22 protein-coding genes and 1 riboswitch are annotated in these 22,725 nt (G+C 51.3%); of the genes, 20 read left to right on the forward strand and 2 right to left on the reverse strand.

Annotation, left to right across the window (positions count from 1 at the left end; all coding sequences use genetic code 11):
* Window positions 1–2 precede the first annotated feature (2 nt).
* The 16 genes from A6R74_RS00845 to A6R74_RS00920 all read left to right on the forward strand — a co-directional run bounded on the left by A6R74_RS00845 (window position 3) and on the right by A6R74_RS00920 (window position 16,568).
* Entirely contained in the window at window positions 3–983 is a 981-nt protein-coding gene (locus tag A6R74_RS00845; protein ID WP_240488127.1) for a sugar-binding transcriptional regulator, read from the forward strand.
* A 422-nt stretch (window positions 984–1,405) separates the two neighbouring features.
* Window positions 1,406–2,509, forward strand: a complete 1,104-nt coding sequence (locus A6R74_RS00850) for an MDR/zinc-dependent alcohol dehydrogenase-like family protein (protein WP_064232483.1) — start codon at window positions 1,406–1,408, stop codon at window positions 2,507–2,509.
* 50 nt (window positions 2,510–2,559) lie between these two features.
* Window positions 2,560–3,204: a DUF2291 family protein gene (locus tag A6R74_RS00855; RefSeq protein ID WP_064232484.1), complete on the forward strand. Its 645-nt coding sequence runs from the start codon at window positions 2,560–2,562 to the stop codon at window positions 3,202–3,204.
* 9 nt (window positions 3,205–3,213) lie between these two features.
* The gene (locus A6R74_RS00860; RefSeq protein WP_064232485.1) at window positions 3,214–4,755 is read left to right on the forward strand and encodes a sugar ABC transporter ATP-binding protein; all 1,542 of its coding nucleotides are present in this window, start codon (window positions 3,214–3,216) and stop codon (window positions 4,753–4,755) included.
* A 19-nt stretch (window positions 4,756–4,774) separates the two neighbouring features.
* The gene (locus tag A6R74_RS00865; RefSeq protein ID WP_240488128.1) at window positions 4,775–5,896 is read left to right on the forward strand and encodes an ABC transporter permease; all 1,122 of its coding nucleotides are present in this window, start codon (window positions 4,775–4,777) and stop codon (window positions 5,894–5,896) included.
* A 78-nt stretch (window positions 5,897–5,974) separates the two neighbouring features.
* Window positions 5,975–6,931: a D-ribose ABC transporter substrate-binding protein gene (locus A6R74_RS00870; RefSeq protein WP_064232486.1), complete on the forward strand. Its 957-nt coding sequence runs from the start codon at window positions 5,975–5,977 to the stop codon at window positions 6,929–6,931.
* Window positions 6,932–7,033: 102 nt separating this feature from the next.
* Complete coding sequence (locus A6R74_RS00875; protein WP_064232487.1) at window positions 7,034–7,930, forward strand: ribokinase; 897 nt, start codon at window positions 7,034–7,036, stop codon at window positions 7,928–7,930.
* A gap of 564 nt (window positions 7,931–8,494) precedes the next feature.
* Window positions 8,495–9,355: a transketolase gene (locus tag A6R74_RS00880; protein WP_064232488.1), complete on the forward strand. Its 861-nt coding sequence runs from the start codon at window positions 8,495–8,497 to the stop codon at window positions 9,353–9,355.
* A 12-nt stretch (window positions 9,356–9,367) separates the two neighbouring features.
* On the forward strand, window positions 9,368–10,363 hold the full coding sequence (locus tag A6R74_RS00885) for a transketolase family protein (RefSeq protein ID WP_064232489.1): 996 nt from the start codon (window positions 9,368–9,370) through the stop codon (window positions 10,361–10,363).
* 89 nt (window positions 10,364–10,452) lie between these two features.
* Window positions 10,453–11,433, forward strand: a complete 981-nt coding sequence (locus A6R74_RS00890) for a TRAP transporter substrate-binding protein (protein ID WP_064232490.1) — start codon at window positions 10,453–10,455, stop codon at window positions 11,431–11,433.
* Window positions 11,434–11,448: 15 nt separating this feature from the next.
* The gene (locus A6R74_RS00895) at window positions 11,449–12,018 is read left to right on the forward strand and encodes a TRAP transporter small permease (protein WP_064232491.1); all 570 of its coding nucleotides are present in this window, start codon (window positions 11,449–11,451) and stop codon (window positions 12,016–12,018) included.
* Window positions 12,015–13,274 carry a TRAP transporter large permease gene (locus A6R74_RS00900; RefSeq protein WP_064232492.1) on the forward strand — a complete coding sequence of 420 codons (1,260 nt, stop codon included), beginning with the start codon at window positions 12,015–12,017 and terminating at the stop codon, window positions 13,272–13,274. The genes A6R74_RS00895 and A6R74_RS00900 overlap by 4 nt, the downstream gene beginning before the upstream one ends.
* 7 nt (window positions 13,275–13,281) lie before the next feature.
* The gene (locus A6R74_RS00905) at window positions 13,282–14,163 is read left to right on the forward strand and encodes an NAD(P)-dependent oxidoreductase (protein ID WP_082906540.1); all 882 of its coding nucleotides are present in this window, start codon (window positions 13,282–13,284) and stop codon (window positions 14,161–14,163) included.
* A 9-nt stretch (window positions 14,164–14,172) separates the two neighbouring features.
* A complete protein-coding gene (locus tag A6R74_RS00910; RefSeq protein ID WP_064232494.1) occupies window positions 14,173–15,024 on the forward strand; it encodes a sugar phosphate isomerase/epimerase family protein in 852 nt (283 codons plus the stop codon).
* A 12-nt stretch (window positions 15,025–15,036) separates the two neighbouring features.
* Window positions 15,037–15,789 (forward strand): SDR family NAD(P)-dependent oxidoreductase, encoded by a 753-nt coding sequence (locus A6R74_RS00915; RefSeq protein ID WP_064232495.1) that lies wholly within the window; start codon window positions 15,037–15,039, stop codon window positions 15,787–15,789.
* 59 nt (window positions 15,790–15,848) lie between these two features.
* Window positions 15,849–16,568 carry a FadR/GntR family transcriptional regulator gene (locus A6R74_RS00920; RefSeq protein WP_064232496.1) on the forward strand — a complete coding sequence of 240 codons (720 nt, stop codon included), beginning with the start codon at window positions 15,849–15,851 and terminating at the stop codon, window positions 16,566–16,568.
* A gap of 125 nt (window positions 16,569–16,693) precedes the next feature.
* Here the strand turns inward: A6R74_RS00920 and A6R74_RS00925 are convergent, their stop codons facing one another.
* The gene (locus A6R74_RS00925) at window positions 16,694–17,170 is read right to left on the reverse strand and encodes a 6,7-dimethyl-8-ribityllumazine synthase (RefSeq protein ID WP_064232497.1); all 477 of its coding nucleotides are present in this window, start codon (window positions 17,168–17,170) and stop codon (window positions 16,694–16,696) included.
* 99 nt (window positions 17,171–17,269) lie between these two features.
* Window positions 17,270–17,434, reverse strand: a riboswitch (FMN riboswitch).
* Between the two features lie 230 nt (window positions 17,435–17,664).
* Here A6R74_RS00925 and A6R74_RS00930 point away from each other — a divergent pair.
* The 4 genes from A6R74_RS00930 (at window position 17,665) to A6R74_RS00945 (ending at window position 22,358) form a co-directional block, all read left to right on the forward strand.
* Window positions 17,665–18,675: an AbrB family transcriptional regulator gene (locus A6R74_RS00930; protein ID WP_240488129.1), complete on the forward strand. Its 1,011-nt coding sequence runs from the start codon at window positions 17,665–17,667 to the stop codon at window positions 18,673–18,675.
* Window positions 18,676–18,755: 80 nt separating this feature from the next.
* Window positions 18,756–20,651: an ABC transporter ATP-binding protein gene (locus tag A6R74_RS00935; protein WP_064232498.1), complete on the forward strand. Its 1,896-nt coding sequence runs from the start codon at window positions 18,756–18,758 to the stop codon at window positions 20,649–20,651.
* 44 nt (window positions 20,652–20,695) lie between these two features.
* Window positions 20,696–21,703, forward strand: coding sequence for a zinc-dependent alcohol dehydrogenase family protein (locus A6R74_RS00940; protein WP_064232499.1), 1,008 nt, complete (start codon window positions 20,696–20,698; stop codon window positions 21,701–21,703).
* A gap of 103 nt (window positions 21,704–21,806) precedes the next feature.
* A complete protein-coding gene (locus A6R74_RS00945; protein ID WP_064232500.1) occupies window positions 21,807–22,358 on the forward strand; it encodes an NUDIX hydrolase in 552 nt (183 codons plus the stop codon).
* A gap of 50 nt (window positions 22,359–22,408) precedes the next feature.
* Here the strand turns inward: A6R74_RS00945 and A6R74_RS00950 are convergent, their stop codons facing one another.
* Window positions 22,409–22,675 carry a hypothetical protein gene (locus A6R74_RS00950; protein WP_064232501.1) on the reverse strand — a complete coding sequence of 89 codons (267 nt, stop codon included), beginning with the start codon at window positions 22,673–22,675 and terminating at the stop codon, window positions 22,409–22,411.
* Between the last annotated feature and the right edge of the window lie 50 nt (window positions 22,676–22,725).

Below are 22,725 nucleotides of genomic sequence, written 5' to 3' on the forward strand. Positions count from 1 at the left end.
GGATGAATGGTCAAGACGCTGCAGATATAGACTTAATGACAGAGATTTCAACGCTCTACTATGTGCAGGGGGAGACGCAGGAAGCGATTGCTAATAGGCTCGGGCATTCGCGTGTGCGCATAGGGCGGCTGCTCAAGCGTGCCCAGGCAGAAGGGATAGTGGATGTTCGCGTGCGCCTGCATCCCGCCGTTAGTATCGAGATTGAGCAGGAGCTCAAACGGCGCTTTGGCCTGAAGCGAGCATTGATTGCTTTGGATAATGCCGACCCCGATGTGCAGCGCTCGTCGGTCGCGAGTCTAGTGGCCGACCATCTGTCGCGTAGTTTGACCGATGGCCAGATCGTGGCCGTTGGCATGGGGCGTAACGTCGCCGCAGTGGCGGATAATGTTTTTCTCTCCGAGTCGTTAAAGGTTTCATTTGTGTGCGCCATTGGCGGCTCGCTGCGCGCAGGCGAACATATGAATCCCGATCATATTTGTCGACGTTTGGCGAGTCGGTTTGGCGGTGATAGTGAGACGCTTTATGCCCCCGCGCTGGTACAGAACGGCGAGCTTAGGGATGCGCTGTATGAAAATTCCACCGTGCGCCAGACGCTGGATCGTGCTCGACGCGCAGATACCGCTTTGATTGGTGTCGGTGACGTGAGTGAGGACAGTAATATGGTGCGTATGGGGTGGTTTTCCGCCCAGGAGATTGCTGAAGCGCGGCTTTCTGGGACAGTGGGCGATATGATGGGCTACGACTTTATCGATATCCATGGGCAGCCTTCTGCGTCGCAGATGCAGGGGCGAGTGGTCGGGCTCAATATCCAGGATCTCACCCGTATTCCAGACGTTATCGCTATCGCCAGTGAGAATACTAAAGCGGTCGGTATACTGGGTGCGCTGCGTACCGGGGTCATCGATACGCTGGCCACTAGCGTCACAAATGCCCACACCATTCTGCGTCTTGATGAGGCGACTCAAGGAGAGGCGCGTGCTTAATTTGTATCCAAGCTTCGCTGCCTTTTAAGGACCCTTGGGCGCATTGCGCCCAATCGCTCCCAGCCGCCCCCTGCCATGCTCCTTGAGGTGTGCGCGCCTTTTGGCATGCCTGGCTTGCCCCCTCCTCTTGCTACGATGCCAGTAACGACTGTCTGGAAAATGTACATTTGAACGATGTAAGAACATATAGCATGGCTTAAAGAATCATTGCTACATGGCTTAAATAACAAATAGTTTCCATTTTTTAAATTTAAATATAAAAATCAATGAATTGAATTATTGGCCTAAAGTATAAGATCAGAAAATTCCATTATGGATTGACTGGGCTACGCTTAAGGCAGTTAATTCATATGTACACAATAAGATCTTTTGTAATGCGAGCATCGCTAGCTAGGCACTACAAGACACATTAGGAGTGAATAATGCATAACGCCGATAACAACAATCAAGCCGAACTGCCATTGACCATGCAAGCCGTCGTTGCCTACGCGCCTGGTGATTATCGCCTTGAAGAGGTGGACGTGCCTAAGGCGGGAGAAGGTGAAGTTCTGATTAAGGTCGAAGCATGCGGAATCTGCGCAGGCGATCTCAAAGCCTATGAAGGCGCCCCTAGTTTCTGGGGAGATGAAACCCAGCCTGCTTATATCAAAGCACCGATGATTCCAGGTCATGAGTTTATTGGTCACGTGATGGCCTTAGGGGAAGGCGTTAAAAACCTGGAGATCGGTGACCGCGTTATCTCTGAGCAAATTGTGCCTTGTTGGGAGTGTCGCTTCTGTAAACGTGGGCAGTACTGGATGTGCGAAAAGCACGATGTCTACGGGTTTCAGCATAACGTGAATGGCGGGATGGCCGAATATATGGTCTTTCCCAAAGAAGCCATTAATCACAAGTTGCCCGACGAGATTCCGATGGAAAAAGCGGTTCTTATTGAACCCTATGCCTGTTCATTGCATGCCGTTAAACGTGCACAGATTGAACTGGGGGATGTGGTTGTACTCTCCGGTGCGGGAACCTTAGGGCTAGGGATGATAGGCGCGATCAAAAAGTCCGGCCCTGCCAAGCTGGTCGTGCTGGATCTCAATAACAAGCGCTTAGAACTTGCCAAACAGTTTGGTGCCGACATTGTCCTGAACCCTGCGGAAGTCGATGTTGTTGACTACGTGAAAAGTATAACGGAAGGCTATGGCTGCGATATCTATATTGAGGCCACCGGCGCCGTTAAGTCGGTAGAGCAAGGCCTTTATATGATTCGTAAACTGGGCCGTTTTGTCGAGTTCAGCGTATTCAAAGAGCCTGTTACGGTTGATTGGAGCATTATTAGCGATCGTAAAGAGCTCGATATCCTGGGGGCGCATCTAGGCCCTTATTGCTACCCACTTGTTATCGAAGGCATCGGTAATGGTGATTTTCCAACGGACAATGTAGTGACTCACAAGCTGCCATTGGCAGAATTCCATCAAGGGCTAGATTTAATGCGTAATGACCCTGACGCGTTAAAGGTTGTGTTAATACCTGGTTCGTAGGGAATAGCCGAAGCTTTTTATTTATAACTACAATGATAACCGGAGTGATTATGTCGGCGACATTAAATTCGGTGCTCGGTGATAAGCGTATAAAAGTCTATGTAGCAGCGGCTTGTGGTTTAGTGCTAGTTGCACTCATGGCGTTTGATACCAAAGTCATTAGCCTTACTGAACTTGAGAGTGAGGTAGGGTTTTCACCCCAGCAATTTGCTCAGGACACATTTCCCGAGATCCAGGCATATGTCGAGAATAACGCCGTAGAGGCAGCGGTATTAGCGCCAGAAGTGCTTCAAGATGCCGGCGCGGCAGGTGAGAAATACGGTGTCGCTGCTGGCATTGGTCATATCGTGCCAGTCTCTTTCTCAGGTGTTGTTGTAGAAGGGCGAGGGGGTGTTTACACCCTAGATGTTGCCGATGTGCCTTCAGATATCGTTATTCGCCTGCAAACGGGTCCAGCCATTAATGGCACTACGCTAAGAGATACAACCGGCAGTATCCAATTTGGTGACTTCACCAATCAGATCGAATACCAAGACGTTGGCGCAGCACTTAATGACGAAATGAAGCGTCAAGTGCTTGCCGATATTTCCGGACAGGATTTAGCCGGGAAAACGCTAGAAGTCGTCGGCTCCTTCACCATGATAAATCCCAAAAACTGGCTAATTACTCCCGTGAGTATGGCGATCATTGAGTGAGGGGCGACTATGAGTATCGATAGATCAACAGGGGAAGTGGCGCCGGTGATTCTTTCTGCCCGCAATATCGAAAAACGTTTCGGTGCCGTGCAAGCCCTTAAAGAGGTGAACTTCGATATATATCGAGGTCAAGTGACAACACTCTTTGGTGAAAATGGAGCGGGTAAATCCACGCTGATGAAAATCCTGTCTGGCGTCATTACCCAGACGGCTGGCGAGATTGTGTTGGAAGGCGAGAATGTTAGCTTTTCTTCACCGTCGGATGCCGAAGCGATGGGGATTACCATTATTCATCAGGAGTTGAGCTTGGCCCCTAACCTGAACGTGCGCGACAACATTTTTATGGGCCGTGAACTGACTAAAGGGAGGGGCAGCGTCGATTATAAAGAGGAAGCGCGTCAGGCGGAATTATTAATGGAGGAGCTTGGCGAACCGATCCATCCTCTCACCCTAGTCGAAGATCTACGTGTGGGGCAGCAGCAAATCGTTGAAATCGCTAGAGCGTTGTCCAAGAACTCACGCATTTTGATTATGGATGAACCGACCTCCGCATTGAGTGCCACGGAGGTCGAGACGCTATTCAGTGTCGTCGAGGATCTCAAAAACAAGGGTGTGTCGATCGTTTATATTTCTCACCATTTGGAGGAGGCGCTACAGATTACCGATCATGCCGTTGTTCTACGTGATGGCGTTATGACGGCTTATGCCCCGCGTTGCGACATCGATCTGCAGTGGATTGTTAGGCACATGGTGGGGGAGAGCTTCGATCTAGGTTCACCGCCAACAGGGTATGAGCAGGGCGCCACCGCGCTCTCTATTCAGAACCTTTATGTAAGCGACGATAAAGTGGCAGGTCGTTATGTGGTTGAGAACCTTTCGCTGGATGTGCGCGCAGGTGAGATTGTTTGCATTTATGGGCTGATGGGGGCTGGCAGAACTGAGTTATTGGAGTGTGTGGCAGGGCGAACCCGGCAATCCAAGGGAGATATCCTGCTCAATTCAACTGGTGTATCGCATTACAACATTGCCAAGCGAATCGAGAGAGGGTTGGTGTTAGTCCCTGAGGATCGCCAGCGCGATGGATTGGTGCCCACCCTGTCAGTCGGTAGAAATCTGTCGCTGGCCAGTATCCAGGCGTTTACCCGCAAGGGGCTTACTTCATCCCGCCTGGAGGCAGAAATGATTAGTTCAGCTATTGGCAATGTGCATATCAAAACAGACGGTGGCGAGGCTAGCATTGGTTCATTGTCTGGCGGTAACCAGCAGAAGGTGGTGATCGGTAAAATGTTGGCGACTAATCCCGACGTCATCATGCTCGATGAGCCGAGCCGTGGCATTGATGTGGGTGCCAAGGCCGAAGTGTTCAAGTTGTTAAGCCAAGGGGCTCGGCGGGGGTTAGCAGTTGTCTTTACCACGTCTGAAGTAAGCGAGTGCTTAAGTATTCCGCACAGAGTGGTGGTGATGAGCAAGGGGCGGATTTCTGCTGAATTCAAACCGGGTGTTACGAAAGATGAAATTATGGCTGCTTCGGGCGAATCAGTTGCTGCGTGATTATTCAATTGGATAGGTAATGACCATGTCTTATCAAAAAATGTCTCATCATAACAATAACGCGTTACAGGTTGATAAAGACAGTATCGATATCGTCAAGGTTTTGCTGGAAGGTCGGGCTTTCTTCGCATTAATCGGGATCATTATTGTCTTTTCCATACTCTCGCCTGTTTATTTCTCCACGGGTAATTTTTTAACCATGTCTTCGCATGTGGCTGTTTTTGGCTTGCTAGGCATCGGTATGCTGTTTGTTATTCTGACCGGCGGCATAGATCTGTCGGTTGGCTCTACGCTAGCACTTTGCGGGGTGTTCGCGGGTATGCTGCTAGAAGGGATAGAAATTGAGGCACTTGATTTAGCCTTTTTCCCTTCAGTGTGGGTTGTCGTGGTACTTACCTGCTTACTAGGCGGGCTAGTGGGAGCTATCAATGGTGTATTAGTTGCCTACTTCAAAGTGCCTGCTTTTGTGGCCACGCTTGGAATGCTGTATGTCGCCCGCGGAGCCGCTTTGCTACTCACAGATGGTTTAACTTTTAATAGCTTAAGTGGCGATCCTGCGCTAGGTAACACCGGGTTTGAATGGCTTGGGTTTAATAAGCTATTGGGTATTCCGGTAGGGGTTTTAATTCTCTTTTGTGTCGCTATTGTTTGCATGCTGGCTCTTGGCCGCACGCCCTTTGGCCGGTGGATTTACTCTACGGGTGGCAATGCGCGCGCAGCAGAGCTGTCCGGGGTGCCGGTCAATAGAGTTAAGCTCTCTGTCTATATCATTTCCGGCGTGTGCGCTGCCATGGCGGGGATCGTGCTGGCCTCACAGTTGACATCGGCGGGGCCTACAGCAGGCACTACGTATGAGCTGACAGCGATTGCTGCAGTCGTTATTGGTGGCGCCTCGCTTATGGGAGGACGTGGCACTATTCGCAATACTTTATTGGGTGCATTTGTGATTGGTTTTCTCGCCGATGGTCTTGTCATCATCGGTGTGTCTGCCTACTGGCAGATGGTATTCACGGGCAGTGTTATCGTCTTCGCTGTCATGTTAAATAATGTCCAATACAGTGCTAAAAAAAAGTCCTCGAAAAAAGCCGATAAAAAAACCACTGAAATTAAGCGCGAAGATTCTAGAGCAAAAGCTACTTAACGTAGCATTGCTTAGAAGTGTGACCTGATAAGGTCTATTGAACCAAGAGATAACAATCATAACTATGAGGTAATAATCATGCTTCCAAAAAGTAAAAAAATGCTTTTTACAGCACTCGCCAGTGTCTCGATGCTCTTTAGTGGCTCTATAGTGGCTCAGGATAAGGGGCTTATCTCAATTATTGTCAATGATATGTCAAATCCCTATTGGCAAACGGAAGGAAAAATTGCTGAACGCACAGCAAAAGAGTTGGGCTATGAAGCAAATGTCAGTTCCCATGTGGGGGATACCAACACGGAAAGCAATCAGGTCGATACGGCGATTACCAATGGGGCTAAAGCGATCATTCTGGATCCTGCTAATGTGGACGGCTCCATTGGTGCCGTGAGACGTGCCGTAGAGGCAGATATTCCTGTATTCATTATTAACGCCGAAATTAACCAGCAAGGGTTGGCTAAGGTGCAGCTGGTTTCCAATAATGCGCAAGGTGCCGCGTTAGGGGCCCAGGAGTGGGCGACGCAGCTGGGTGGAGAAGGTTCTTATATAGAATTAGAGGGGCCGCCATCTGATAACAATGCCGCGACAAGATCCAATGGCTACGAGACAGTGCTGAGCCAGTATCCCGACCTTAATCTGGTGGCATCAGATATCGCCAATTGGAGCCGGACTGAAGGGCGCAATAAGATGCAGAGCATGCTCCGTTCTCATCCTGATATTCGAGGCGTCATAAGCGGTAATGATGAAATGGCCTTAGGCGCTATTGTTGCTCTAAAGCAGGAGGGGCGGTTAGACGATGTGCTGGTCGGTGGGTTTGACGGTTCACCCGATGCCGTTGATGCGGTTCGCTCGGGGGAATTGGCTTATACCGTTCTGCAGCCGGTGGCCGTTTTTGCAGAAGATGCTGTAAAAATCGCTGATCATTACATCAATACTGGAGAAACGGGGCTGGATAGTGAAAAGCAGCTTTATGACTGTATCCTTATCACCCCAGATAATGTAGATAACTATACTTCTCCCTTTGTTTTGGAAGAATAGGTTTTTGAAGAGTAAGTATTAGAAGGGTGAGTGTTAGATAATCTTTCTTAGAGACCAGCCAGCTTTATAGTTGGCTGGTTTTTTGAATAAGAGGGCGTGTCAATGATATTTAACTTTGGTTCCATCAATATTGATCATACTTACCGCGTTCCCTATTTTGTTCGCCCTGGCGAAACGCTGGAAAGCAATCAATACAGTGTCGGCTTGGGTGGGAAGGGAGTTAATCAATCGCTGGCGATAGCGCGTGCCAAAGGATCGGTGAGCCACTGGGGACGAGTGTCATCGATAGATGCCTGGGTGGCCCGCGAGCTTGAGGCTGCGGGTGTTGGTGTGAAAGATGTTGAATTGACCACAGGGCCTAGTGGGCATGCGGTTATTCAAATTGATTCACTGGGTGAAAACGCTATTCTTTTATTCGCTGGCGCCAATCATGGTTTTACGCAGGAGAGGATTGCGGCACTGATTGCGCAAACCGCGCCTGGCGACACAATACTTCTTCAGAACGAATGTAATGGGCTTGATCAGCTTATTCCACTGGCAGTGAGTCATGGCTGCAAGGTGATATTTAACCCTGCGCCAATGACCTCGAAGGTAGCATCACTACCCCTCGACCAATGTGACCTGCTTTTTTTTAACCGGACAGAGGCCGCCGCTTTATTAGATATGCCAGTAGAGTCGAGTGCTGCAGATTTGCTAAGGCGTTGTAAAGAAGCCCTTGGCGATGTCGAAGTAGTGCTTACCCTAGGTAGCGAGGGCGCTTGGTATCAGCGTAGCAGCGAAACCCTTTTCCAAGAGGCGTTAAAAGTAAAGGCCATTGATACAACGGCCGCAGGCGATACCTTTGTGGGTTACTTCCTTGCCGCTAGGCAAGCTGGCCTAACGCCCTCACAGAGCTTGCAACGGGCGACAGCTGCAGCTGCCCTAGCGGTTCAAAAACACGGTGCTGCCAATAGCATTCCAATGGCTGAGGAGGTTGATAGGTTTATGTGTCACCAATAGCAAGAGCTGTAAAGCTGGTTTTTTGTAGCTTGTATGATGCATTGATGGCTACCGCTCCCAATGGCTGACATCGCATGGTCAGCATCTGACGGAGTCCGTGTTGTTCGTATGTGGATATATGCCTTTCCCTTTCATTTAAGCCCCCTCCTTTCAAATAGCAGTGATTGACCGCCCAGTTTGGCCTTTCTCCTCGTTCGCTGCCTCACATCCTGACCAGTCTGCATTATTCCCTAGGTCTACGCCGTTATCGCTGCATGGTGGATAGGTACGCTATTTATTCTGAAAAATCTTAAATTGGTCAACCATTGTGTCTTTTGAAGAACTTTTAGTACCAGATTTGCCTGAATATAGATTCTTGAAATGTTATTTATTGATCTTTGATTCGTGTGCCTTGTGTTTTATAAGTATTTGTAATTTATCGATTATTTATTAATTTTTGTGTGTTCTTAGATTTGTACATATGCCGTTTTGAAGCCGATCATTTTTCCTTTAGACTAAAGTCACGTTTATAAAATAGAAAATTATCTCTATCTTCAAATGGTCAACCATTTGGAGGTGACTGAAATGTGTCAAACAGCTACCGCAGCGAAGGCTAGTGATATCGAGGCACTTCGGCAGCGGGCTTACAAAATTCGTCGCCACGCCCTGCGGATGGGCGAAGTGCAAGGGCAGGGCTACGTTGGTCAGGCCTTAGGGGTTGCCGATGTTCTAGCAGTTGCTTACTTCCGAGCGCTAAAACTGGATCCCAAAAATCCTGAATGGGAAGAACGGGATCGTTTTCTGCTGTCCATTGGGCACTACGCCATCGCTCTCTATGCTGCCCTAATTGAGGCGGGTGTCATCGCCGAAGAAGAGATCGAAGACTACGGTAGCGATGACAGCATCCTGCCTATGTCGGGTATGGCAGATTACACCCCGGGTATGGAGATCACCGGTGGTTCTTTGGGTCACGGTTTGGGTATCGGCGTAGGTATGGCGCTGGGCCTCAAGCGCAAAGAGAGTGCTTCACGTATTTTCAACCTGCTTTCGGATGGCGAGCTAAATGAAGGCTCGACCTGGGAAGCCGCAGCCTCGGCGGCACATTGGAAGCTGGATAACCTGATTGCCATCGTCGATGTTAACGATCAGCAAGCTGACGATAAATCCTCCACTGTACTCAACTATGAACCGATCGCTGATAAGTGGGTTGCGTTTGGGTGGGAAACCTACCGTGTCGATGGCAATGACCTCGACGCGCTAGTCGAAGCCTTCGACAGTGCGCTAGCCAGTGACTCTAACAAGCCCCGAGTGATTATCTGCGACACCCTGATGGGGCGCGGTGTGCCTTTCCTCGAGGAACGTGACAAAAACCACTTTATTCGTGTTGATGAGAATGAGTGGAGTGTGGCGCTCAAACAGCTCGATGAAGTTTACGGTGTCCAGTAAGGAGGAGATGAAATGAGCGCCAAGAAGAAGCTAAAGACCTCGGCAATGATTGCGTCCATCGCCGGCGAAGACCAGCCCACAACCGCCGCGCCCTTCGGCCATGCGTTGGTAGAGGCTGCTGCGAAAAACCCCAAAATTTTGGGTATGACGGCAGATTTGGGCAAATATACCGATCTACACATCTTCGCCCAGGCCTACCCGGAGCGCTACTACCAGATGGGCATGGCTGAGCAGTTGCTGATGATGGCCAGCGCAGGGATGGCCCGTGAAGGCTTTATCCCTTTCGTGACGACCTATAGCGTCTTCGCCTCACGTCGCGCTTACGACTTTATCTGCCTGGCGATTGCTGAAGAGAAGCTGAACGTCAAGATAGTCTGCGCGCTTCCTGGGTTAACCACAGGCTATGGGCCGAGCCACCAAGCGACTGAAGATATTGCAATTTTCCGTGGCATGCCGAACCTGACCATCATCGACCCCTGTGATGCGGTTGATATTGAGCAGTCAGTTCAGGCGATGGTCGATTTTGATGGTCCGGTCTACCTACGCCTACTGCGTGGCAAGGTGCCTCGCGTTCTGGATCGTTTCGAAGGCTATAAATTCGAGATCGGCAAAGCCAAGCGTTTGCTGGATGGAGAGGATGCTCTGATCATCTCCTCTGGACTTATGACCATGCGCGCGATTGAGGCTGCCGATGAGCTAAGAGATAAAGGCACCAACGTGGCGGTTTTACACTGCGCCACAATTAAGCCGCTCGATACCGATACCATTCTGAAGGAGGTTCGTCGCTATGCTGAACGTCCCGTCTTCGTGGCCGAAAACCACTCAATCATTGGTGGTCTGGGCGAAAGCATCGCATCGCTGCTGATGAAAGAGGGTGTGTCCGTCAAATTTAATCAGATCGGCCTTCCCGATGAGTTTCTGGATGCCGGTGCTTTACCTACCCTGCATGATCGTTACGGTATTTCAACCAAGGAGGTGATCAAAACGCTAAAGCAGCACGTTGCCTGAAAGTACTAAGTAGATCATCACGCTAAGACTCCAGCTACGTTAAGTAGCCGCTATTTCTAACAACAAATATTTTAATAGAGAGAAACGTCATGAAAAAAACAGTCCTTGCTTCTGTCATTGCCAGTGCCTTTTTCATTAGTGGTAATGCCGCCGCTCAGCAAACCCTGCAACTCGCCCACAATGCGGCGGAAGGTAACCCCAAGTGGGATGCTTCCGAGCTCTTCGCAGAGCTCGTCGAAGAAGGAACCAATGGGGAATTAATAGTAGATGTGGGTGGTAATGCGCAGTATGGCGACGATATGGAAGCTATCACCCAGATGAGAATGGGAACCTTGGCTTTTAGCACCAATAGTCAGGGCTCGACATCCAGCGTTGTGCCGCAGTTCTCGGTTCTGGGGCTACCGTTTCTGTTTAACTCTCTCCCCAGTGCATGGAAGGTCATGGACGGCGAAGTCGGTGATGAGCTGAAAAGGCTTTCAGAAGAAAAGGGACTTGTTCTTTTGGCGCTGTGGGATAACGGCATTCGTCACGTTAGCAACAATGTTCGCCCTATCGAGACCCCTGCTGACCTGGAAGGTCTTAAGATTCGAACCCCTCCCGATGAGATGACGGTTGATATTTTTGAGGCGCTAAGCGCAAACCCTACTCCAATGAACTTCTCTGAGCTTTATATCGCCCTTGAGCAGGGAGTCGTTGATGGTCAGGAAAATCCATTAATGAATATTTACTCATCCAAGCTTCACGAGGTGCAGGACTATATTTCCTTAACCGGCCACAAGTATGAGTCAACCCCTCTGCTTATGAGCAAGATGGTCTGGGATACGCTTTCTCCCGAATATCAAGAAGTAATTCAGCAAGCGGCCATTGAGGCGGGCGAATTTAATCGCCAAGCATCACTTGAAGCCGACGATGAGCTGAGAAGCAAAATGGAAGAGGCAGGTGTCGCTTTTAACGAAGTGAATCCTGAGCCTTTCATTGAAGCCACTTCATCCGTTTATGACCAGTGGGCAGAAGAGTACCCCGAACTGGTCGATATGGTCGTCAATGCGGCTCAGCGCGAGTCGCAATAACGGAAGGGGCTTTTCATGTCGCTCTCAATGGAGAGCCGCGGCGGTGAAGTGGGCGGGCCCACTTCACTGTTAGCGAGCTCAAAACGTTTGATTTATCACACCTTCAAATGGGTATCCATCGTCGCCGTTGTGACTATCTTTGTGTCGCTATTGCTGGGTGTGGTGGTTCGGTACCTGTTTTCTACCAATTTGGGCTGGGTGTCGGAAGTGCCTAACCTGGTTTTCCCCTGGTTAACGATGTGCGCCATCGTCGCTGCGGCGGCAAGGAACGAGCACATTGGCGTCGAGCTGGTAGTCGAAAAGCTGCCAAGACTACCCAAGAAGGTAGTGGTGTTGGCCGTTAACCTAATAGCAATGATCGCTTTTAGCTTTATGGCAGTCCACGGGTTGGATGTCGTCGAAATTGCAGGCTCCCAGCGATTGCCGATCACCCGGATTGGAATGTCTTGGGCTTATTGGTCAGTCGTCGTTGGTTTTATGGGGTTAGCTGTTATTTCGTTCATCAACATCGCAATGGTTCTCAGCGGAGGAGATCTGAATCAATCCTCTGAACCTCAAGTCTCGCACGGGGAGGAAGGGATATGACGGCCCAGATGCTCATTGGCTTTGTCTTGTTGCTATTAATGGCGATGCCGGTTGGTTACTCGCTGGTTATAAGCGGTTGGGCGGCGCTATCCGTTTTTGGCCCTATGCCATCCAGCATGGCGGTCATGAAGATATTTCAGCCGACACAAAGTTTTCCTTTGCTGGCGATACCCTTCTTCATTCTTTCTGGTGGGCTGATGATGTCCGGCAAGCTAGGACAGAAGCTAGTGGGTTTAGCCTCCATGTTGGTGGGTAAATATCACGGCGGGCTTGGTCAGGTTACCGTGGTGGGTTCAACGGTCTTCGGTGGGGTCTCAGGGTCTTCGGTAGCGGAGGCGTCCGCACTTGGTTCTATGCTTATCCCTTGGCAAAAGAGAGAGGGCTACCCTGGCGCTTTCGGCGCTGCCGTTACCTCAGCCTCCTCTGTGATTGCTGGCCTGATGCCGCCTTCTATCCCACTTATCCTGTTTGCTACTGTCTCGAACACTTCCATAGCCTCACTGTTCATTGCCGCAGTGATACCGGCACTGATGCTCGCGGGTGGCATGATGCTGGCTTGCAATATCATTGGCAGACGTCGTGGGTTCCCCCGTCTTACGCTCAAATATACGGGCGCTGAAATAAGAAACACGCTGTTCACCGCGCTACCCGCGTTGCTGATGCCGGTATTTATCGTCGTGCTGCTGCGTGCGGGGATTGCCACACCCACAGAGGTGAGCGTCATCGCCGTTGCCTATGCCCTGGTAGTCAGTAGTGTTATCTACCGTGATCTGACGGCTGATCGTGTCATGAGTGCACTGGTAAACACAGTGATCACCACAGGCATTGTGATGTTAATTATCGCGGCGGCAAACATCATTGCTTACATTCTGACGTCTGGCGGTGTCCCGCAGGCCGTCGCTCAATGGGCTGTCGAGTATCTAAAACACCCTATCTTGATCATTTTGGCGATCAACTTGCTGATGCTATTTATCGGTATGTTCCTCGATTTGCCCGCTGCCATCCTACTGTTGGGGCCAACGCTGGTTTCTATCGCCAACGCGATTGGGCTAGATCTGGTGCAACTTGGCATCATCATGTGCGTGAACCTCAGCATTGGCCTGTTCACGCCCCCCATCGGCACCACTCTGTTTGTCTCTTCTGCCATTGCCCGTGAACGTATTGGCGCCGTGGTAAAGGAGTTGGGGCCTTTCTATTTGGTGGCCATTGTCGTGCTGTTGCTGGTGTCCTACGTGCCAGCTCTGATTATTTACTGAGGTGGTTATGCAAGCTATCGCATTTGCAGGGCTGGGCGCCATGGGGTGGCCTATGGCAACCCGGCTGAAAGAAGGTGGTTTCCAGGTGCTGGGTATGGATGCCGTTGAGTCAACGGAAACGGCTTTCAACGACCAGGTGATGTCATCAGAGCAAAAACAGCGCGGGCTGACCCGTTGCGAAGCACTTTTTATCATGGTGGTAAATGCTGATCAGGTGCGTTCTGTGCTGTTTGGTATCAACGGTATCGAGTCGCTTAGGCAAGGTGCTTGTGTTGTCCAAATGTCGACCATTGCCCCGAACCATGCGGCGGCTATCTCACAAGAAGTCGCGGCGATTAGGCCAGACCTGCACTTCATTGATGCTCCGGTGTCAGGCGGAGTGGTGGGTGCCGAGACGGGTGAACTCACGATTATGGCAGCCGGTACCCAAGATGCTTTGTCGAAATGCCGTCAAGCGTTTGAAATATTGAGCAAAGTTGTCTTTGAAGCCGGGGAACGGCCGGGGCAGGGCGCGGCGATGAAAGCGGTTAATCAACTGCTATGTGGCGTGCACATTGCCGCTGCTGCGGAAGCGCTGTCGCTGGCAGAGAAGAGCGGTATTGATGCCTCAACAATGCTGTCGCTGTTACAGGGTTCGGCAGCGTCAAGCTGGATGCTGAAAGATCGTGGCCCCAGGATGATTGCTGAGCCAAACGATATTACCAGTGTGATCGATATTTTCTGCAAAGATATGGGCATCGTCTGTGATTCAGCCAAGGCCTCCAAGGCATTTACGCCACTGGCAGAAACCGCGCGTCAGCTTTTTATAGCCAGTGCTGAGCGTGGGGAGGGCAAGTTAGATGACAGCCAGCTGATTCGTACCTACCGAATGCTCAACGGAACGGCCTAAGGAGACACAATGCCGAGTTTTATATCTGTCAGCACGGCGGCTTACGACGGCTACGGATTTGATGTGATTCTGCCATCGCTAGCGCGGTGTGGTGTAAAAAATGTGGAATTTGCCTTTATCGATGGCTATGTAGAAGCCTTTACCGACAGCGACTTTACTGAAGCTTTCGCCAGCGAGCTGAAAAGTGAAATGCAGCGCCATGGCCAGCAGTGCCGCTATTTTTCCGGCCATATTGATTTGGGCATTGAAAACGCCGCTGCTAGGCTTGAAGCACGCTGTCGTTTTGCTGCGTCTTTAGGGGCCACCTGTGTAATTACTAACGCCGCTACGCGTGATCGCGCAGGTGCTTTCTTTGCACAGGCTGATGCCCTGGCTGCGATTGCTCACCACTACGGTGTGCGCATTCTGCTTGAGAATCCCGGCAATGGCGTTCCTAACTTACTCGACCACGCCGGTGACGCAACGGGCTTGCTTAAACAGCTGGACGCCCAGGGCTTCGGTATTAATTACGATATCGGCAACCTGTTAGCCCACTGCCCAGCTCGAGATCCGCTTGAAGATGCACGTACAGCAATGAATTTTGCCGACCATTTCCATCTTAAACCCTGCGTGCGCCGTGAAGGCGGCATCGATTTCGTTCCATTGGGAGCAGGGGATGTGAATTACACTGCGCTGGCGTCGCAGCTTCTTCGCCAAAATAAGCCGTTTTCACTCGAGCTTCCATTTCGCCTTCATCGTGATGCCAATGCTCAACCTTGGCGCGATGAACAACCACTGCCACTTGATGTAATCGAGTCGCACATTTCCCGCTCGCTTATGGAGCTGGAGTTACTTCAAAAACAATCTACTACAAATCAATAAAAGGAAAACGTTATGCTACTTAAAGACAAGGTATGTATCGTTACAGGCGCTGCAGGTGAGAAAGGCATTGGCTTGAGAACCGCTAAGCTCTTCTATGAGCATGGGGCTTCGGTCGTTATTTCTGATATCAATCAGCAGGCCTGCGATAAGGTGAGCAGCGAGTTTGACCCAGAGCGCTCGCTAGTAGTGGTTGGAAACGTAGCGAATCGTGATGATTGCTTCAATTTAGCGAAGGCGATCATGGATAAATTCGGCCGCATTGATGTGCTCATCAATAACGCTGGTATTACTCAGCCGGTGAAGTTCGAAGAGATCTTGCCCGAAGACTATGATCGCATTCTGGACGTTAACCTCCGGGGCATGCTGTATATGTCGCAGGCTGTTGTGCCACATATGAAAGCGGCGAAGTCAGGCTCAATTATTAATACCTCTTCGGTTTCTGCGCAGCGGGGTGGCGGTATCTTTGGGGGGCCGCACTACAGTGCCGCTAAGGCAGGCATGTTAGGGCTGGGTAAGGCCATGGCGCGCGAGCTAGGTGCTTTTGGTATTCGCATTAACTCCGTCACGCCGGGATTAATCGCTACCGATATTACCGCTGGCAAGCTGGATGATCAGATGAAAGCCAAGATTTTAGAGGGCATCCCGCTGGCACGAATGGGCACTCCTGAAGATGTAGCCAAGGCCTTCCTGTTCTTGGCCAGCGACCTTTCCAGCTACATTACAGGGGCCACCCTGGATGTTAACGGCGGTATGCACATTCATTGATTATGCTAAGCTGCCCCTATGCTTACGATACGGTATAGGGGTGGCGCTTGGATGATGTTATGAGTCAGATCGATCCGAATCTTTTGGATAGACTTAAGGAGTTTGTGTCGGTCTCCGAGCTGTCTAAAGATGGCCGGTTAAAGCTACCGGCAGAAAGAGCGTTGTGTGAGCATTTTGATATGCATCGTTCGTCGGTTAGGAACGTCCTTTCTTTATTGCAAAGTCTTGGCTTCATCGAACGCAAGCAGGGGAGTGGTACTTTTCTTAAGATGCCCGAGCCGGTTTTTATCCAGCTCTATTTTGAGCTAGCGCTAAAGCTCAATTACGTCTCCGTCGATCATCTTGAGACGGCTAGGGAGATGTTTGAAAAAGAGATCGTGCAGGCCGCAGCGGTTAATCATCAGGCTCATGAGCTGAAAAGGCTAGAGTTACTTTGCGAAAAAATCGTGACGTCATCTGATGTTCTTGAGGGCATTCAGGCGGATTATGAATTCCATGAGCTGCTGGCCATTATGGCCAAAAACCCTGCCATATTGATTATTTTTCAAGGGCTATCATCGGTACTTAAAAAAGTACTTCACCAGCGCAGGATTTTGGCAAGGCAATCAAAAGAAGCACAAAAGAAAACTAACGAGACACATATAGCAATTGTCGCTGCCATTAAAACTCGTGACCGGGAGCTTGCGCGTCAAGCAATGCACGATCACTTTGAGACGTGGAATCAGCAGACGATGCGTAGCTTCCCAAAAGCAGAGGGTTTAGGCGTGTTTGCCGAGTAGATGCTGCTCCTCGGCAATAATCCTAAACGGCATTTAGGCTGTAAAAAACCTCTAGATTGACTAGGTTAGCGAGCAGAGATTCAGACTGCTCGCTACCTAAGCATATTCAGAGGGTTGGCAGTGGCCTATTTTAGCCCTTGAATCCTTTTATGGTTTTCCAGGGTCATGACCAACGCTTCTGCGGCTTCCTTGCCTTTGGCGCGGAAATGATCATGGAAAAACGCGTGGTGCGTGCTGTGTTCATGAAAATGATGAGGCGTCAGCACAACTGAAAGGATGGGGATTTCGGTGTCCAGTTGCGCTTGCATCATGCCTTCAATGACCGCTTGGGCAACGAATTCGTGCCGATAGATGCCGCCATCAATGACAAAGCCGGCCCCCACAATGGCGCTGTAACGGCCAGTTTTAGCGAGCAGTTTAGCCTGAAGCGGGATTTCGTAAGCTCCCGCGACTTGGAATATCTCTACTTGATCAGCAGAAAAGCCATGCTCGCTGGCAAGCTGAGCAATAAATGCCTCTCTGGCTTGGGTGACTATATCGTGATGCCAAGATGCTTCGATAAAGGCAACGCGCACTGATGAGGAGTGTTGGGTCTGATTCATGGTCATCCTATGGGGGGATTGTTTACCAGAACCAGGGCATGAGGCATCCAATAGCACAGCACCCGTATGCGTTGGAACGCTACGGGCAATATCACTAGGAAACCTTCTCTTTTATCCGGACTATTACCGTCGGCTCCGGGATCTCACCGAATCTGCTGTCCTCAACCGTCAAGCTTTAGCCATTGGTTGAGCGCTCGTGGGCTTGGCCGCATCGACTGCGGTATCACCACCGGTGGGGACTTGCACCCCGCCCTGAGAAAGTTCGCCATTAATGGCGAAGGCTATTATACGCTGGCTGGATAGTAGATGCAGACGTCGAAACAACTATTTTTGATCAGGAGCCATCGCTTGAAAAGACGCGACGTCAACCCTGAAAGACGACTAATAGTGATAAACTGGCCATGACGCTTAGCAGGATAAGTATCCTGGCGCTTAGCCAAAGGTTGATCATGGGGGGCAGTTTGAAGGGCTACCGTTTCAGTGCAGAGAGTTTAATGTCACTTGCGATTTCGCTGGGTCTAGGTGCCGTGGGCGGCACGTTGTTTCAACTGACCGGTTTGCCCCTTGCCTGGATGCTGGGCCCGCTGATTGCTAACCTGCTGGCTTCTTCACAAGGTGTTAAGGTGTCAGTGCCTGAGCCGCTGCGTAATATGTTTTTAGCGGTCATGGGTATGGTGCTGGGTAGCCAAGTGACGCCGCAGTTGGCGCACAGGGTAGTGGATTGGCCGATATCGGCGGCGCTGTTGCTACTGGGAGTGGCCGCTTCCACCGCCGTGGCCGCTGCCTGGTATCGTCGCTGCGGGTTTGACCCAGTCAGCGCCTGGTTCGGTGCCTCGCCTGGCGCGATGACGGCGATGATCCTGCTGGGTGAAAAGTGCGGTGGCGACCCGCAGCGTATTGCAGTGGCGCAGTCGCTGCGGATCATTTTAGTGATTCTTTTTTTACCGCCGCTATTTTGGGCCTACGAGGGTGGCGGTGAAGGCATTGATCCTGTTCATAGCGGTTTGGAACATGGCTGGATGCTGTTGCTGATTCCGCTGTTATTGCCGCTTGGCCGCTGGCTACGAATTCCCAGCCCCGCACTGCTGGCACCGCTGCTAGTCGCTGCTCTATTATCCGGTGTTGATATTGCTAGCCTTGCTCTACCGGAGTGGGGCATGAACCTTATGTTGTGGGTGCTGGGCAGTGCCATTGGTTCGCGTTTTCAGGGCATGACGCGACAGCTTTTTGGGCGCTATTTATGGCAGTCTGGCGTGGCGACACTGTTAGCGTTGCTGGTACTGGCGTTATTTGCCGAGCTGATTCACCAACTGCTCGGGGTAGGGCGCGATGTAGCGCTGCTGGCGCTGGCACCAGGTGGCATTGGCGAGATGGCAATTTTGGCTGTGGCGTTAAACATCGACCCGGTATTTGTCGCTTTTCATCACCTACTGCGTATGGTGACGCTGATGATTATTGCACCGTTCTGGGCGCGTTGGCTGCTGCGTCATTCGCATTCTTCATGACCTTTTAACGACATCTACACCCTCACACACAACAAATTAAAGACCGTCAATACCAACGCCAGTAACGTAAAGGAACCCTCATGCTATCGCGTGTTTTACAGCCGTTATTTCGTTACTTCGAAACGCGGGTTAATCCCTACCCGGAAGGCGAGGTAAAAACGCCGCCTAAGGGCTTAATGCCGTTTATTGTCCACTTTTCCCGTCCTATGTTGCCGCTATTGCTGCTCATGACGCTGTTCACCGCGTTGGTGTCGGCGGCGGAAGTGGTCTTCTTTAGCTACATGGGCCAGCTAGTGGATTGGCTGGGCAACGTTGAGCGGGCAGGCTTTTGGGCTGAAAATGGACTGTGGCTAACAGGCCTGGGGCTATTGCTGCTGATCGGCTTGCCGCTGTTAGTGCTGATGCAGTCGCTGGTTACCCATCAGAGTATTTTCGGTAACTACCCGATGATTGGCCGCTGGTTATCCCACCGCCATATGCTGAGCCAGAGCCTGGCGTTTTATCAGGATGAGTTTGCCGGGCGGGTGTCGCAAAAAGTGATGCAAACGGCGCTGGCGATTCGTGAAACCGTCACCAAGGTGATGGATCTGCTGGTTTACGCCATTGTTTATTTCACCGGCGCGGCTTATCTGTTGGGCCGGGCGGATCTATTGCTGCTTATCCCGCTGGGGCTGTGGTTAGTAGGTTATCTGGGGATTATGCGCTACTTCGTGCCGCGCCTGCGGGATGTCTCCATGGCCCAGGCGGACGCCCGCGCGCAAATGACCGGACGCGTGGTGGACAGCTACAGTAATATTCAAACCATTAAGCTGTTTGCTGATACCGAGCGAGAACAAGGCTACGCCAAAGATGCCATGGAAGGCTTTATGGTGACTGTTCACCGCCAGATGCGGTTAGTGACCATTATGAGCGTAGGGTTGACGCTGTTAAATACCTTGCTCCTAGTGGGCACGGCGGCGATGGCCATCAGCGCCTGGTATACCGAGGCGATCTCTCTGGGCGTGCTGACGATTGCCATTGCACTGGTCATGCGTATTCGCTTTATGTCTGATTGGATCTTATGGGAAGTCGCCGGGCTGTTTGAGAATATTGGTACCGTTCAAGATGGTATGAATACCATCGCCCAGACGCCAACGATCAACGATGCGCCCAATGCAAAAGCGCTTCAGGTTCCCAATGGCGAAATTGTGTTTGATGCGCTTCGCTTTCAATACGAGCAGGCGAAAGGCGAGAGTAAAAACGTCTTTGATGGGCTAAGCCTGGCCATTAAGCCCGGCGAGAAGATCGGCTTGATTGGCCGTTCGGGGGCGGGTAAATCCACCCTGGCCAATCTGCTGCTGCGCTTTTATGACCTGCAAGGCGGGCAGATTTTGATTGATGGGCAGAATATTGCCGAGGTAACCCAGACCTCCCTGCGCCACCAAATTGGCATGGTCACCCAGGATACCTCGCTGCTGCACCGCTCGCTACGCGACAACATCCGTTACGGCAGCCCTCATGCCAGTGACGAGGACGTTTGGAACGCGGTGTGCCGCGCCCATGCGGATACCTTTATTAATGACTTGGTCGATCCGAAGGGGCGTCGTGGGTTGGATGCCCATGTAGGCGAGCGCGGCGTTAAGCTGTCAGGCGGCCAGCGCCAGCGGATCGCCATTGCACGGGTGTTGCTTAAAAATGCGCCGATTCTGGTTTTGGATGAGGCGACCTCGGCGCTTGACTCTGAGGTCGAAGCGGCTATTCAAGAGCAGCTGGATACGCTGATGGAGGGCAAAACGGTCATCGCTATTGCCCACCGTCTTTCGACCATTGCTATGCTCGACCGGCTGATAGTAGTGGATGAGGGGCGCATGGTGGAAAGCGGCACGCATCAGGAGTTGCTTGCACATAACGGCATTTATGCCAGCCTATGGCAGCGACAGTCGGGGGGATTTTTAGGTCACGACCTTGATCTTGAAGATAACGCCCTCATCTCATAATAGACCAGTCGTTTTTAACGACACACGTTTAATAGGAGATAGTAATGCAAGCTATTCAGCTGCGAGAGCCCGGCGGTTTAGACAAGCTAGAGGTCGTTGAACTAGCGGCCCCAGGCGAGCCTGGCCCTGGCGAAATTAAAGTACGCCTGCATGCCAGTTCCTTGAATTTTCATGACTACGCCGTGGTCGCTGGGATGATTCCCACCGACGATGGACGTATTCCCATGTCTGACGGCGCGGGCGTTGTCGAAGCCGTCGGCGAAGGTGTTAGCGAATTCGCGGTAGGAGACCACGTGGTTTCGACCTTCTTCCCGCATTGGTTGGAAGGCCCAGCCAGAGTGGGTGATTTTCGCACTACGCCGGGCGACGGCGTGGATGGCTACGCTCGTGAGCAGGTTATACGCCCGGTCGAGTGGTTTACCCATCAGCCCAAGGGCTACAGCCATGCGGAATCCGCTACCTTAACCACCGCTGGCTTAACCGCTTGGCGGGCGCTGGTCGTCGATGGTGGCATTAAAGCAGGCGACAGCGTACTGGTGTTGGGCACCGGTGGAGTATCGATTTTTGCCCTGCAGTTCGCCCGCCTAATGGGCGCGCGGGTAATCGCGACTTCATCGTCGAACGAAAAGCTGGCGCGGCTGCGCGAGATGGGCGCCGAGCACACCATCAACTACAAAGAGACGCCTGATTGGGGTAAGCGGGTAAAAGAGCTGACCAACGGCGAAGGCGTTGATCATATCGTCGAAGTGGGTGGCCCTGGTACGTTGCCACAATCCTTTGATGCAATAAAAATCGGTGGCCATATCGCCTTGATTGGTATCCTCACGGGCCGCGAAGGCGAATTGCCGACGGCCAAGCTAATGGCCAAACAGGCGAACTTGAAGGGCTTGATTGTGGGCAGCCGTCGCCATCAGATCGAGATGATCCGTGCGCTGGAAACCTTCGACATGCATCCGATTATTGATCGCGAATTCCCGCTCGCCGACATCGCTGACGCTTTCCGCCATCAGGAGTCTGGCCAGCACTTCGGCAAAATTTGCCTGACCATGTAAGCTTGTCGTGCAATCAGCAGCCTGACGTTAAGCGGCCATTCGGGTAGAATGGCCGCTTTTCTGTCTAGTCATTAATTAACGCAAGAACTAACACAAGGTACCTATGCAGCGTTTAGCCCATTTAGTGCATGAATCATTAGCCCAGCTGCTTGAAGTCGAGCAGCTACGGGTCTTAAAGCGTGAGGCGGCCCGAGCTATTGTCACCCGTGACGATAAAATCTTGCTGCTCTACACCGAGCGCTACGATGATTTTAGCTTTCCTGGTGGCGGCATTGATCCGGGCGAAAGTCCTGAGGCGGGCTTGCACCGTGAACTGCATGAGGAGACAGGCGCTAACCAAATCGAAATCGTTTCCCACTTCGGCTATGTGACCGAATATGCGCCTACCTTCAAAAAAGACTGGGATGTAATGTATCAAACCTCGCACTGGTTTAACTGTGAAATCGGCCAGACGCTTGGCGATACGCGTTTTGAGGATTATGAAATCGCTAACGGTATGTCCGCTGCTTGGGTGAGTCTTGAAGATGCGCTAGCCCACAACCGTGGTGTGATTCAGCGTCGCCCTAGCAAGATGGGTATCTCTATTCACCGTGAAACCCTGGTGCTTGAGCGTGTGGCTAAGGCACTGGTGGAAAGCCCGCAAGTGCCTGCATAGAGGTGGCGTCAGCCGTAGTGAAGAAAGAGGGGGAAAGCCAGTTTTGACGACTAATCTGGCAAGCGGCTGTAGACCACACCTTTTATTTCCAGCTCCAATATTTCATCATAGGGAACCGTAACGCCTTCAACGTCACCCGGCGTGCGATGGCTGTTTTTAATCTCGGTTTCAGGTATCACCTTTACGCCAACCAGCCCTACGTGCTGGATTCTTGCGCTAAAGCGATTGCCCTCATGCTCGATCAGTAACCGCTCACCGGCAATGCACTTCTCAAGCTTGGCGTGCAGCTCTTCTTCGCTAACGTGGACAACACTCATCGCTTTCTCCTTTAGCTTTTGCCATTGCTTGACCATAAAATGCTTGGCAA

It is taken from the genome of Halomonas sp. ALS9, assembly GCF_001651035.1.
In the GTDB taxonomy this organism is placed as follows: Bacteria; Pseudomonadota; Gammaproteobacteria; order Pseudomonadales; family Halomonadaceae; genus Vreelandella.